Origin of the sequence: Pseudomonas agarici, assembly GCF_900109755.1 — a bacterium.
In the GTDB taxonomy this organism is placed as follows: domain Bacteria; phylum Pseudomonadota; class Gammaproteobacteria; order Pseudomonadales; family Pseudomonadaceae; genus Aquipseudomonas; species Aquipseudomonas agarici.
In genome coordinates this window covers 1-12,621 of the sequence record NZ_FOAR01000030.1, presented here as the reverse complement: position 1 = coordinate 12,621, position 12,621 = coordinate 1, and the positions used below count along the sequence as shown (strand labels likewise).

Genomic DNA, 12,621 nt, shown 5'->3' with positions numbered 1-12,621 from the left:
ATGCAAGTTAAGCGTTTTTTCGCCGCCGATATGCGTCAGGCCATGAAGCTGGTTCGTGATGAGCTGGGCTCGGACGCCGCTATCATCGGCAACCGCCGGATTGCGGGCGGTGTCGAGCTGACGGCTGCCCTGGACTACAAGCTCTCGGCCCTGACGCCACGGGTGCCGAACATGGAGCTCGAAGATGAGCTGCGCAAGACCCAGTCGCGGATTGCCACCGCTCGAGCCGAACTGAGCCTGCGTAGCGAAGGCGACAGCGATGCAACCACCAATCGCCAGTTGTTCGCCGGTTTGCCGCTGACCGCCGCCGAGCCGCTGATTGAACCGACTTTCGACGAGCCACGACGCTCGGCCCCGGCGCCTGTTGCCTCGGCCCCGGCGGTGGACCCACGGGTCTTCGACTCGATGCGTTTCGAACTCAACGGCCTGCGCGAATTGCTGGAAGTCCAGCTCGGCTCCCTGGCGTGGAACCAATTGCAAGGTAGCCAGCCGGCACAGGCCAATCTCTGGCGCCGCCTGCAGCGTATCGGACTGTCCGGTCCGCTGTCGCGCGACCTGCTGGCGCTGATCAACGGCATCGAAGAACCGCGCCAGGCTTGGCGTATGCTGTTGGCGCACCTGGCCCGGATGATCCTCACCCCCGAGATCGAGCCGTTGGAGGAGGGTGGAATTATCGCGATGGTTGGCCCGGCTGGAATGGGCAAGACCACCACGCTGGCCAAGCTGGCGGCGCGCTACGTGCTCAAGTACGGCGCGCAGAACATCGCCCTGGTGAGCATGGACAGCTTCCGGATCGGTGCCCAGGAACAGCTCAAGACACTCGGGCGAATCCTCAATGTGCCGGTGACCCATGTCGATCCGGGCCAGTCTTTGGTGCAAGCCCTCGATCCGCTGCTGCGCAAACGCGTGGTGCTGATCGACACCGCTGGCCTGCAGGCCAGCGACCCGGCCTTGCGCATGCAACTGGAAAGCCTGGCCGGGCGCGGGATCAAGGCCAAGAATTACCTGGTCCTGGCCACGACCAGCCAGAAACAGGTGCTGACCGCTGCCTACCACAGCTACAAGCGTTGTGGGCTGGCCGGCTGCATCCTGACTAAACTGGATGAAACGGCCAGTCTCGGCGAAGTGCTGAGCCTGGCCATCAGCCATGAATTGCCAGTGGCCTATCTGACCGACGGTCCAAGGATTCCGGACGATCTGCATTTGCCGCGCCGCCACCAGTTGGTGAGTCGCGCAGTCAGTGTGCAAATGCAGGACAGACCCAGCGAAGAGGCGATGGCCGATATGTTCGCGGACATCTACCATCAGTCCTCGAAACGAGTGGGTTGAGGTCATTATGAAGACGTTGCCATGCACCTATATCGATAGTCTGCCAGGCAGTAGTTCCGTTCGAGAACGCGTGGCCAGTTATGTGGCCTTCCGTCTAAGCAAGACAAGGTAAGAAGAGAACATGGGCAGCATGCATCCCGTACAGGTGATTGCGGTGACCGGCGGCAAGGGCGGCGTCGGCAAGACTAACGTGTCAGTGAACTTGTCCCTGGCGCTGGCTGAGCTTGGCCGGCGGGTCATGCTGCTGGACGCCGATCTGGGGTTGGCGAATGTCGACGTCCTGCTGGGGTTGACCCCCAAGCGGACCCTGGCCGATGTGGTCGAGGGGCGCTGTGAGCTGCGCGATGTGTTGCTGCAGGGACCGGGCGGGATCCGTATCGTCCCGGCCGCCTCCGGCACCCAGAGCATGGTTCATCTAAGCCCGGCTCAGCATGCCGGCCTGATCAACGCCTTCAGCGATATTGGCGACAACCTCGATGTGTTGGTGATCGATACTGCCGCGGGTATTGGAGACTCGGTCGTCAGTTTCGTCCGCGCGGCCCAGGAAGTACTGTTGGTGGTCTGCGACGAACCGACCTCGATCACCGATGCTTATGCGCTGATCAAGCTGCTCAATCGTGACTACGGTATGAACCGCTTCCGGGTGCTGGCCAACATGGCCCAGAGCCCGCAGGAAGGACGCAACCTGTTCGCCAAGTTGACTAAAGTCACCGATCGCTTCCTTGATGTCGCCCTGCAATACGTCGGTGCGGTTCCTTACGATGAATGCGTGCGCAAGGCTGTGCAGAAGCAGCGTGCCGTCTACGAAGCGTTCCCTCGTTCGAAATGTGCGCTGGCGTTCAAGGCCATCGCCCAGAAGGTCGACACCTGGCCGTTGCCCGCCAACCCACGGGGGCATTTGGAGTTTTTCGTCGAACGTCTGGTGCATCGGACGAGCGCGGGACCGGTGCTATGACCGCCAGTGGCTATCGCATGTATTCCAACTCGTCGCGTGACAGCCAGTATGAGTTGATCGAGCGTTATACGCCGTTGGTCAAGCGAATCGCCTATCACTTGTTGGCGCGGCTGCCGGCCAGTGTCCAGGTCGAGGATCTGATCCAGGCGGGCATGATCGGTCTGTTGGAAGTCTCAACCAAATATGACGCCAGCAAGGGTGCAAGTTTTGAAACCTATGCCGGTATCCGGATTCGCGGTGCAATGCTCGATGAGGTCCGCAAGGGCGACTGGGCACCCCGTTCGGTACACCGCAATACCCGTATGGTCAGTGACGCAATCAGGGTAATTGAAGCGAAAACCGGTCGTGATGCTAAAGATCACGAAGTCGCAGCCGAACTCCAATTGAGCCTCGATGATTATTACGCAATTTTGAACGATACCTTGGGCAGCCGACTGTTCAGTTTCGACGACCTGTTGCAGGACGGCGAACATGAAGGGCTGCATGAGGATGGCGCGAGTGCTCATCTCGAACCGTCACGCGACCTGGAGGATGAACGCTTCCAGACCGCGTTGGCGGATGCGATTGCCAATTTGCCGGAGCGTGAGCGACTGGTGTTGGCGCTGTACTACGACGAGGAGCTGAACCTCAAGGAAATCGGTGAGGTGCTGGGGGTCAGCGAATCACGAGTCAGCCAGTTACACAGCCAGTGCGCGGCCCGTTTGCGGGGGCGTTTGGGGGAATGGCGAGCGCGTTGACAGGCGGTGTGGGGGACACTGCGAACGAGACCGATGCGGCGTTTGACGGTGCCTCGGCGCTCGGTCGGTAGTGATTTCCATGCAGTAGGGGCTGTCGAAAGCTGTGCCGAATTGATTGAACAGCGCGTTCAGGTGCTGAAACGCGTTTAAGACTGCTTGGAGGTCGAATTGAACAAGAACATGAAAATCCTCATTGTTGATGATTTCTCAACGATGCGGCGGATCATCAAAAACCTGTTGCGTGACCTCGGGTTCACCAACACGGTCGAGGCCGATGACGGTACCACCGCCATTCCGGTCCTCAATAGCGGTAGCATCGACTTTCTGGTCACCGATTGGAACATGCCCGGCATGACCGGCATCGACTTGCTGCGCCATGTGCGTGCCGATGAAAAACTCAAGCACCTGCCGGTGCTGATGGTCACGGCCGAAGCCAAGCGCGAGCAGATCATCGAAGCCGCCCAGGCCGGCGTCAACGGCTATGTGGTCAAACCATTCACGGCCCAGGCGCTGAAAGAGAAAATCGAGAAGATCTTCGAACGCATCGGTTGATGAAGTCCGCCACGGGGGCGCTATGGAGCACAACGAATCTTCACTGGGCGATTTTGAATCGACCCTGAAAAAACATGCCCGTGAACTGGTCGACAGCCTTGAAAAGGGCCGCTTCGGCGACGCGGTGCAAATGATCCATGAGCTTAACCAGACCCGTGACCGCGGCCTGTATCTGGAAGTCGGCAAGCTGACTCGCGAACTGCACAGCGCCATCGTCAATTTTCAGATTGATCCGACCATGCCGCAAGCCGAGGAGGTTTCGCAGATCACCGACGCGACCGAACGCTTGTCCTATGTGGTCCGGCTGACCGAGGCGGCGGCCAACCGCACCATGGATCTGGTGGAGAGTGCCACCCCTCGGGTCAACGGGCTGAATGACGAAGCCAAGGCGCTGAGGAACGACTGGGGGCGCTTTATGCGGCGTGAGGTCGGTGCCGAAGAGTTTCGCGTGTTGGCCCGGCGAGTCGATGATTTCCTCTCGCGTAGCGAGCAGGAGACCCGTGCGGTGTCGAACGATCTCAATGACATTCTGCTGGCCCAGGATTACCAGGACCTGACCGGCCAGGTGATCAAGCGCGTCACGCAGATGGTCACCGAAGTCGAAAGCAATCTGCTCAAACTGGTGTTGATGGCCAGCCAGGTCGATCGTTTTGCGGGTATCGAACACGACCGCGAAGCCATCCTCGCGGAAAAAGATCCACAAAAACAGATGGCCAAGGGTGAAGGTCCGCAAATTCATGCCGATAAACGTGAAGACGTCATGTCCGGTCAGGACGATGTCGACGATTTGCTTTCCAGCCTTGGATTCTAGGAGCACCCCTACACATGAGCTTCGGCGCCGATGAAGAGATCCTTCAGGATTTCCTGGTTGAGGCCGGCGAGATTCTTGAGCAACTGTCCGAGCAACTGGTCGAGCTGGAAAGCCGCCCGGATGACGCGGATCTGCTCAATGCTATTTTTCGCGGTTTTCACACTGTAAAAGGAGGCGCCGGCTTCCTCCAGCTCAACGAGTTGGTGGAGTGCTGTCACATCGCCGAGAACGTGTTCGACATCCTGCGCAAGGGTGAGCGACGCGTCGACTCGGAATTGATGGACGTGGTTCTGGAAGCGCTGGACGCGGTCAACGGCATGTTCGGCGAAGTGCGCGAACGCCGCCCGATCACCGCCGCCACCCCGCAACTGTTGGCAGCCCTGGCGCGCCTGGCGGAGCCGGCAGCCGCTGATGAAGCAGCGGCTGCCGTGGAAGCGGTCGTCGTCGAGCCGTCCGCCGATTCCGGCGACATCACCGACAATGAATTCGAGTTGCTCCTCGATTCACTCAATGCGGTCAAGGAACAAGCGCAAGTGCCCGTGGCGCCGACCCCGAGTGCTGCCCAAGCAGGTAGCGACGAGATCACCGATGCCGAGTTCGAGTCGTTGCTCGATCAGTTGCACGGCAAGGGGCAGTTCGCCCCAGCGGTTATTGCTGCCGAGGCCGCCGTCGCGGCGAGCGCCGCACCGGCACCGGACTCGGCGCCGGAAAGCGGCGATATTACCGATGACGAGTTCGAAGCCTTGCTCGATCAGTTGCATGGCAAGGGTTCGTTCAAGGTTGATGCCCTCGACGTGGCTGTGGCCTCTGCACCAGTGGCGAACGCCTCCGACAGTGCTGCGGTCGCGAGCGGCGACCTGATCACCGATCACGAGTTCGAATCGCTGCTCGACGAGCTGCATGGCAAGGGCAAGTTTTCCGAAGTGGCGGGTGGCACCACCGCTGCCGTTGCCCCACCGACGGCAGCCAAGCCGGCTGCGGCACCTGTCGCCAAAGCCGAAGCCAAGGTCGAGCCGGTCAGGCCTGCGGCGGCGCCCGCGCGTGCGTCGGCAGCGACGGCGGAAAAACCGGCCAGCGAAGCCGAAACCACCGTGCGGGTCGATACCGCGCGCCTGGACGAGATCATGAACATGGTCGGCGAGCTGGTGCTGGTGCGTAACCGTCTGGTGCGCCTGGGCCTCAACAGCGGCGACGAAGCCATGTCCAAGGCGGTGTCCAACCTCGACGTGGTGACCGCCGACCTGCAGACTGCGGTGATGAAGACCCGGATGCAGCCGATCAAGAAAGTTTTCGGGCGCTTCCCGCGCCTGGTTCGCGACCTGGCCCGGCAGTTGAAGAAAGAGATCAACCTGGAACTGGTGGGCGAGGAAACCGACCTCGACAAAAACCTCGTCGAGGCCCTGGCCGACCCGTTGGTTCACTTGGTGCGAAATTCGGTCGACCACGGCATCGAAGAGCCGACCGAGCGTGAAGCGATGGGCAAACCCCGCAACGGTCGGGTCGTACTGTCGGCGGAACAGGAAGGCGACCACATTCTGCTGTCGATCTCCGATGACGGCAAGGGTATGGATGCCGACGTGCTGCGCGGCATTGCAGTGAAGAAGGGCCTGATGGACAAGGATGCGGCGGACCGTCTCAGCGAGACCGAGTGCTTCAACCTGATCTTTGCCCCAGGCTTCTCGACCAAGACCGAGATTTCCGATGTGTCCGGTCGTGGCGTTGGCATGGACGTGGTGAAAACCAAGATTGCCCAGCTCAACGGCACCATCAATATCTACTCGACCAAGGGCAAGGGCTCGAAGATCGTCATCAAGGTGCCGTTGACCCTGGCGATCATGCCGACCCTGATGGTGATGCTCGGCAACCAGGCCTTTGCGTTCCCGCTGGTCAATGTCAACGAGATCTTCCACCTCGACCTGTCGCGCACCAACGTGGTCGACGGCCAGGAGGTGGTGATCGTGCGAGACAAGGCCCTGCCGCTGTTCTACCTCAAGCGCTGGCTGATCAGCTCCGCCGCTCACGAAGAACAGCGCGAAGGCCATGTGGTGATCCTGTCGGTGGGCACCCAGCGGATCGGCTTTGTCGTTGATCAACTGGTGGGTCAGGAAGAAGTGGTCATCAAGCCGCTGGGCAAAATGCTCCAGGGCACACCGGGCATGTCAGGCGCCACCATCACCGGCGACGGTCGTATCGCGCTGATTCTCGATGTGCCGAGCATGCTCAAGCATTACGCCGCCCGGCGTATTTGATTATGGTTCGGCGGTGCATGAGTCTGCCGCCGTGCCTAACGGAGTGTTTATGGTAGTCAAGGTCCTGGTGGTGGATGATTCGGGTTTTTTCCGCCGCCGCGTCTCGGAAATCCTTTCGGCGGATCCGAGCATCCAGGTCGTCGGTACGGCGACCAATGGTAAAGAAGCCATCGATCAGGCCCTGGCGCTCAAGCCGGACGTGATCACCATGGACTACGAGATGCCGATGATGGACGGCATCACAGCGGTGCGGCATATCATGCAGCGCTGCCCGACGCCGGTTCTGATGTTCTCGTCGCTGACCCACGAAGGCGCCCGCGTCACTCTCGACGCGTTGGATGCCGGGGCCGTGGACTTCTTGCCGAAGAATTTCGAAGACATCTCGCGGCATCCCGAGAAGGTCAAGCAACTGCTGTGCGAGAAAGTTCACAGCATTTCGCGCAGCAACCGTCGTTTCAGCAGCTACAGTGCACCAACCCCGAGTGTCGCGCCCGCTCCGTCCAACAGTTTTGACCACGGTGCTCCGGCATCGCCCCCTGTGCGCACCGCGCCGCTGGCCAGCCGTGCCCCGGCACCCGCCGCCCCGACCTCGGCCGCCCCGAAACGCAAGGCCTACAAGCTGGTTGCCATTGGCACTTCCACCGGCGGTCCGGTCGCCTTGCAACGCGTCCTGACGCAACTGCCGGCGAACTTTCCGGCGCCGATCGTGTTGATCCAGCATATGCCCGCATCTTTCACCAAGGCCTTTGCCGAGCGCCTGGACAAGTTGTGCCGGATTAGCGTGAAGGAAGCGGAAGATGGTGACCTCTTGCGCCCAGGTTTGGCATTGCTAGCCCCAGGTGGCAAGCAGATGATGGTCGACGGTCGTGGCGCGGTAAAAATCCTGCCGGGCGACGAGCGCCTGAACTACAAGCCGTGCGTAGACATCACCTTCGGTTCCGCCGCTAAGTCCTACGGCGACAAAGTTTTGGCGGTGGTACTGACCGGCATGGGCGCCGACGGTCGCGAAGGCGCGCGCCTGCTCAAACAGGGCGGCAGTGCGATTTGGGCCCAGGACGAGGCGAGCTGCGTGATCTACGGCATGCCGATGGCGATCGTCAAGGCCGAGCTGGCGGATGCCGTGTATTGCCTGGACGACATTGGCAAACACTTGGTCGAGGCCTGTCTCTGATGGATGTGTTGAGCCTTATTGGCATCATTATGGCGTTTGTCGCCATTATTGGCGGCAACTACCTCGAAGGCGGCCACCTCGGCGCCCTGGCCAACGGCCCGGCAGCCTTGATCGTAATCGGCGGGACCATCGGCGCGGCGCTGCTGCAATCGCCGCTGAGCGCGTTCAAGCGAGCCATGCAGACCCTCGTCTGGATCCTGTTGCCACCCCGCGTCGACCTGCCCGGTGGCATCGATCGTGTGGTGAACTGGAGCCTGACCGCGCGCAAGGAAGGCCTGCTGGGCTTGGAAGGCATAGCCGATGCCGAACCAGACACCTACTCGCGCAAGGGCTTGCAATTGTTGGTCGACGGTGCCGAGCCGGAGGCTATTCGCAGTATCCTTGAGGTGGATTTCTATACTCAGGAAAACCGCGATATCGAAGCCGCCAAGGTCTTCGAAAGCATGGGTGGCTACGCGCCGACCATTGGTATCATCGGTGCGGTCATGGGGTTGATCCACGTGATGGGCAACTTGGGCGATCCCTCACAACTGGGCAATGGCATTGCCGTGGCGTTCGTCGCGACCATCTATGGCGTGGCCAGTGCCAATCTGGTGCTGTTGCCGATTGCCAGCAAACTGAAATCGATTGCCCGGCGCCAGTCGCGTTATCGGGAAATGCTCCTCGAAGGCATTCTGTCGATTGCCGAAGGCGAAAACCCACGCTCCATTGAACTGAAGCTCCAGGGCTTCATGGACTGATGGAGTAGGACATGGCCAGACGTCGCCAACACGAAGAGCATGTGAACCACGAGCGCTGGTTGGTTTCCTACGCCGACTTCATCACGCTGCTGTTCGCCTTTTTTGTGGTCATGTACTCGATCTCGTCGATCAACGAAGGTAAGTACAAGATCATCTCCCAAGCCTTGGTTGGCGTCTTCACCGATACCGACCGCAGCCTCAAGCCGATCCCCATCGGCGACGAACGTCCAGTGACCGTCAAACCCGCCGACCCGCTGATCAAGGAGGCCGAACAGACCGACGCCGCCTTCGGCCAGGGTGCGGCGGACCCACTCAAGAGCATTGCCGACGACATCAGCGCGGCGTTCGGCGACCTGATCAGCACCCACCAAATGACCGTGCGCGGCAACGAACTGTGGGTCGAGATCGAACTCAATTCCGGCCTGTTGTTCGGCAGCGGTGACGCCTTGCCCAGCGACCAGGCCTTCGACATCATCGCCAAGGTGGCGAAGATCCTGGAGCCCTTCGACAACCCGATCCATGTCGAAGGGTTTACCGATGATCAGCCGATCCAGACGGCGCAGTACCCGACCAACTGGGAGCTGTCCTCGGCGCGTTCGTCGAGTATCGTGCGGATGATGGCCATGGAAGGGGTCAACCCGCAGCGGATGGCCTCGGTCGGTTATGGCGAATTCCAGCCGGTGGCCAACAACGCTACCGCGCAAGGCCGGGCGCGCAATCGCCGGGTGGTATTGGTGGTGTCGCGCAACCTGGATGTGCGCCGTAGCCTGACCGGCACGGGTACCGCCAACGCGACGCCGGATGCGGCACTCAAGCGCGCTGGCACACAAACTGCACCGCCAGCGGTAAAGCAAGCGGTACGCGAGAGCTCCGTCAAATCTCCGGCACCTACTCTATAACTTAGCGCCATTTCTCGGCGGGCTCGATGCTTTGCCCAGAGGAACACACCGAATGAGAGTCTGGGCAGTAGCTAATCAAAAAGGAGGGGTCGGTAAGACCACTTCTTCCATCGCTTTAGCCGGCTTGCTGGCCGAGGCGGGCAAACGCGTGGTCGTCGTCGATCTCGACCCGCACGGCTCGATGACCAGCTACTTCGGCTACGACCCAGACACCCTGGAGCACAGCAATTTCGACCTGTTTCAGCACCAAGGCCAGGTGCCTGAAGATTTGCCGGGCCAATTGCTGCTGTCCACCAGTGACGCACGTATTTCCCTGCTGCCTTCCAGTACCGCGCTGGCAACCCTCGAACGGCTGTCGCCGGGACAGAGCGGGCTGGGATTGGTGATTGCCAAGAGCCTGGCGCAGTTGTGGCAGGATTTCGACTATGCGGTGATCGACAGTCCGCCATTGCTGGGCGTACTGATGGTCAACGCCCTGGCGGCCAGCCAGCAGTTGGTGATTCCGGTGCAGACCGAACACCTGGCGGTAAAGGGCCTGGAACGCATGGTCAACACCCTGGCGATGATCAATCGCTCGCGCAAACAGGCCTTGCCTTACAGCATTGTGCCCACCCTGTTCGACCGGCGCACCCAGGCGTCCATGGGCACCCTGCGAGTGTTGCGCGACAAGTTCCCGGAGTCGATCTGGCAGGGCTACATTCCCATCGACACGCGCCTGCGCGACGCCAGCCGGTTGGGGGTTACGCCGTCGCAATTCGACGGCAAGAGCCGTGGCGTGCTGGCTTACCGGGCGCTGCTCAAGCATCTGCTGACCCAGCAGCTCGTGCCGCAGGTGGCCTGATATGATGTACGGCTCAAGTTGCCTGCCGGTCCCGCCGATAACCCCTACAGGTCACTGTAACGGTGCATCTCCATGAGCATTCCGATGAACCGTCCTGTCGACATCGCCACCCGTCCGCAACTGGCATTGCAGTCCTATCTGGATGCATTGCTGCAGGAGGCGACCGGCGAGTTGCCGGTGGCGCTTGCCGTAGAGCCGGCGCTTGTCGGCGAACTGGATGACTTTCAGGCGGCGGTACTCGAAGAGCAGGCTCGTGATGCCCTGGCCGCTGAGGTGACTGTCGCGGCCGTTGCGCGTGCGCCAGTGCCCACTCCGGTCCAAGTGATAGCTGAAGCGGCTGTTCGACCGGTCGCCCCGGTGTGGGTAGAACCGGTGGTTGAGGTGCATCTGCCTCCCGCCCGGAACATCCCACCGCCACCGGTCGAAGGCGACGCCCGCCCGCATTGGGCCGCCGAGCCGTTCGAATGTCTGTTGTTCGATGTCGCCGGGCTGACCCTGGCGGTGCCGCTGGTGTGCCTGGGATCGATTTATTCCCTGGCCGGCCATGAACTGACGCCGCTGTTCGGTCAGCCCGATTGGTTCCTTGGCATCCTGACGAGCCAGGCCGGTAATCTTAAGGTACTGGACACGGCCCGCTGGGTGATGCCTGATCGCTATCGCGACGACTTCCGCCAGGGGCTGCAATACGTTATTTCGGTGCAGGGCTACGAATGGGGGCTGGCGGTGCATCAGGTCAGTCGCTCGTTGCGCCTGGACCCCAGTGAAATAAAATGGCGCACCCGTCGTGGACAGCGACCGTGGCTAGCGGGCACGGTCATCGAACACATGTGTGCGTTGCTCGACGTCTCCGAACTGGCCGAGTTGATCGCCAGCGGCGCGGTCAAGCACCTGCAGTTGCACAAGCCAACCAATAATTGAGCCGGGGCGGTTACTGCGTCCGGCGTTAGACAGCACACACACCGTATCAACGGTAATCAAGGGGCAGGGGTATGAACAAGTCAGCGTCTTCACAGGGTTCCGATGATCCAATCCTGCAGTGGGTGACGTTCAAGCTGGACAACGAGTCCTATGGCATCAACGTGATGCGGGTCCAGGAAGTCCTGCGTTATACCGAGATTGCTCCGGTACCGGGCGCGCCGAGCTACGTGCTGGGGATCATCAACCTGCGCGGCAACGTCGTCACCGTGATCGACACCCGCCAGCGTTTCGGCCTGTTGCCGACCGAGGTCAACGACAACACTCGTATCGTCATCATCGAAGCCGACAAGCAAGTGGTCGGGATCATGGTCGACAGCGTGGCGGAAGTGGTGTACCTGCGCCAGTCGGAAGTCGAGACCGCGCCGAACGTCGGTAACGAAGAATCGGCCAAGTTCATCCAGGGCGTGTGCAACAAGAACGGCGAACTGTTGATCCTGGTCGAGCTGGACAAGATGATGAGTGAAGAAGAATGGTCCGAGCTGGAGAGCATCTGATTGATTCTTGAGGTCGCAGTCATCCTCCTGGCCCTGTTGTGGGTCGGGACGCTGGGCATGTGCCTGGCCTATACCCGCCGCCGGCGGCAGATTGCCGCGCAGCAGGCCGAGGGCGATGCGTTGCGTGACCAGCGCATCAAGGAGCTGGCTCGCCGTGTCGATAACTTCCAGAACGGCACGGTGCGCATGGGCGAGGACCTGCACGAGCTGCGCGCAGTGGTCGCGCCCTTGCCAGACAAACTGGCGCGGTTGGAACAGCGCGATCCCTCGACCCTGTCCTTCGCCCAGGCTGCCCGCCTGGTCGGCATGGGCGCCAGCGTCGACGAGCTGACCCAATCCTGCGGCCTGACCCAGGCCGAGGCGGAGTTGATGAGCAAGCTGCATCGGGGTTGAGGGGTTGAGCATCCCTCGCTCTACCCAATCTCGATGGGCACACGCTGTATTTCATAAGGCTTGTGATCTCAATAGCCGTTTCGTGACTGTTCATAAAAATCAGTTTAGCGGCGGCATGCCTTTGGGCAGTGAATCGCGCAGAGCGTCCCGCGCGCGTCGGCGGGCGACTTCGGCGGCTCGGGCCGGCAGCTCGCTGACGCTATCGGTCAGCCGTTCCTTCACGGCACCGACGCTCTCGGTGGCTTGTCGGGTGCGCTCCTGAATCTCGTCGAACAGATGCCCCAAATGCCGCCCCGCTTCATCGATTAGCGACAGCGCCTCATGGTCATGATCGAAGATGCGCCGGTACTGCCCGCAGCCGTTGGCCTCGCGGCGGGTGCCGCTGCCCATGCCGTATTCCACCACCAGCCCGGCAATTCCCAGGTTGTCGCGCAGGTCAGCGGCATCGGCGTCGCTCATCAGCGGAATCACC

The 12,621-nt window shown here is 61.1% G+C and carries 14 protein-coding genes; 13 read left to right on the top strand and 1 reads right to left on the bottom strand.

The features are described 5' to 3' along the window. The 13 genes from flhF (at position 1) to BMX68_RS21645 (ending at position 12,149) form a co-directional block, all read left to right on the top strand. Complete coding sequence (gene flhF, locus BMX68_RS21705) at positions 1 to 1,329, top strand: flagellar biosynthesis GTPase FlhF (protein ID WP_017130160.1); 1,329 nt, start codon at positions 1 to 3, stop codon at positions 1,327 to 1,329. A 121-nt stretch (positions 1,330 to 1,450) separates the two neighbouring features. Continuing rightward, positions 1,451 to 2,284, top strand: coding sequence for a flagellar synthesis regulator FleN (gene fleN / locus BMX68_RS21700; protein ID WP_017130161.1), 834 nt, complete (start codon positions 1,451 to 1,453; stop codon positions 2,282 to 2,284). Beyond that, complete coding sequence (gene fliA, locus BMX68_RS21695; RefSeq protein WP_074862618.1) at positions 2,281 to 3,021, top strand: RNA polymerase sigma factor FliA; 741 nt, start codon at positions 2,281 to 2,283, stop codon at positions 3,019 to 3,021. Before fleN ends, fliA begins: the two co-directional genes overlap by 4 nt. Before the next feature lie 180 nt (positions 3,022 to 3,201). Then, positions 3,202 to 3,573, top strand: coding sequence for a chemotaxis response regulator CheY (locus BMX68_RS21690; RefSeq protein WP_003183998.1), 372 nt, complete (start codon positions 3,202 to 3,204; stop codon positions 3,571 to 3,573). A gap of 22 nt (positions 3,574 to 3,595) precedes the next feature. Further along, entirely contained in the window at positions 3,596 to 4,384 is a 789-nt protein-coding gene (locus BMX68_RS21685) for a protein phosphatase CheZ (RefSeq protein WP_017130163.1), read from the top strand. 14 nt (positions 4,385 to 4,398) lie between these two features. Beyond that, positions 4,399 to 6,633, top strand: a complete 2,235-nt coding sequence (locus BMX68_RS21680; protein WP_074862615.1) for a chemotaxis protein CheA — start codon at positions 4,399 to 4,401, stop codon at positions 6,631 to 6,633. A 49-nt stretch (positions 6,634 to 6,682) separates the two neighbouring features. Continuing rightward, positions 6,683 to 7,804 carry a protein-glutamate methylesterase/protein-glutamine glutaminase gene (locus BMX68_RS21675; protein WP_074862612.1) on the top strand — a complete coding sequence of 374 codons (1,122 nt, stop codon included), beginning with the start codon at positions 6,683 to 6,685 and terminating at the stop codon, positions 7,802 to 7,804. Beyond that, on the top strand, positions 7,804 to 8,544 hold the full coding sequence (locus BMX68_RS21670) for a flagellar motor protein (RefSeq protein ID WP_017130166.1): 741 nt from the start codon (positions 7,804 to 7,806) through the stop codon (positions 8,542 to 8,544). Before BMX68_RS21675 ends, BMX68_RS21670 begins: the two co-directional genes overlap by 1 nt. An 11-nt stretch (positions 8,545 to 8,555) precedes the next feature. Then, positions 8,556 to 9,443, top strand: a complete 888-nt coding sequence (gene motD, locus BMX68_RS21665) for a flagellar motor protein MotD (protein ID WP_017130167.1) — start codon at positions 8,556 to 8,558, stop codon at positions 9,441 to 9,443. A 52-nt stretch (positions 9,444 to 9,495) separates the two neighbouring features. After that, on the top strand, positions 9,496 to 10,284 hold the full coding sequence (locus BMX68_RS21660) for a ParA family protein (RefSeq protein WP_017130168.1): 789 nt from the start codon (positions 9,496 to 9,498) through the stop codon (positions 10,282 to 10,284). 84 nt (positions 10,285 to 10,368) lie between these two features. Beyond that, positions 10,369 to 11,202 carry a CheW domain-containing protein gene (locus BMX68_RS21655; RefSeq protein WP_017130169.1) on the top strand — a complete coding sequence of 278 codons (834 nt, stop codon included), beginning with the start codon at positions 10,369 to 10,371 and terminating at the stop codon, positions 11,200 to 11,202. Positions 11,203 to 11,273: 71 nt separating this feature from the next. Next, positions 11,274 to 11,756 (top strand): chemotaxis protein CheW, encoded by a 483-nt coding sequence (locus BMX68_RS21650; RefSeq protein WP_017130170.1) that lies wholly within the window; start codon positions 11,274 to 11,276, stop codon positions 11,754 to 11,756. Next, on the top strand, positions 11,757 to 12,149 hold the full coding sequence (locus tag BMX68_RS21645) for a DUF2802 domain-containing protein (RefSeq protein WP_017130171.1): 393 nt from the start codon (positions 11,757 to 11,759) through the stop codon (positions 12,147 to 12,149). It begins immediately after the preceding gene. Between the two features lie 99 nt (positions 12,150 to 12,248). Here BMX68_RS21645 and BMX68_RS26025 read toward each other — a convergent pair. Next, positions 12,249 to 12,621, bottom strand: a 373-nt coding sequence (locus BMX68_RS26025) for a hypothetical protein (RefSeq protein ID WP_218145931.1), incomplete at its 5' end; no start/stop codon positions are given.

Coding starts and splice junctions, on each gene's coding strand:
- flhF (WP_017130160.1), top strand. CDS start 1: ATGCAAGTTAAGCGTTTTTTCGCCGCCGATATGCGTCAGGCCATGAAG.
- fleN (WP_017130161.1), top strand. CDS start 1,451: ATGGGCAGCATGCATCCCGTACAGGTGATTGCGGTGACCGGCGGCAAG.
- fliA (WP_074862618.1), top strand. CDS start 2,281: ATGACCGCCAGTGGCTATCGCATGTATTCCAACTCGTCGCGTGACAGC.
- BMX68_RS21690 (WP_003183998.1), top strand. CDS start 3,202: ATGAAAATCCTCATTGTTGATGATTTCTCAACGATGCGGCGGATCATC.
- BMX68_RS21685 (WP_017130163.1), top strand. CDS start 3,596: ATGGAGCACAACGAATCTTCACTGGGCGATTTTGAATCGACCCTGAAA.
- BMX68_RS21680 (WP_074862615.1), top strand. CDS start 4,399: ATGAGCTTCGGCGCCGATGAAGAGATCCTTCAGGATTTCCTGGTTGAG.
- BMX68_RS21675 (WP_074862612.1), top strand. CDS start 6,683: ATGGTAGTCAAGGTCCTGGTGGTGGATGATTCGGGTTTTTTCCGCCGC.
- BMX68_RS21670 (WP_017130166.1), top strand. CDS start 7,804: ATGGATGTGTTGAGCCTTATTGGCATCATTATGGCGTTTGTCGCCATT.
- motD (WP_017130167.1), top strand. CDS start 8,556: ATGGCCAGACGTCGCCAACACGAAGAGCATGTGAACCACGAGCGCTGG.
- BMX68_RS21660 (WP_017130168.1), top strand. CDS start 9,496: ATGAGAGTCTGGGCAGTAGCTAATCAAAAAGGAGGGGTCGGTAAGACC.
- BMX68_RS21655 (WP_017130169.1), top strand. CDS start 10,369: ATGAACCGTCCTGTCGACATCGCCACCCGTCCGCAACTGGCATTGCAG.
- BMX68_RS21650 (WP_017130170.1), top strand. CDS start 11,274: ATGAACAAGTCAGCGTCTTCACAGGGTTCCGATGATCCAATCCTGCAG.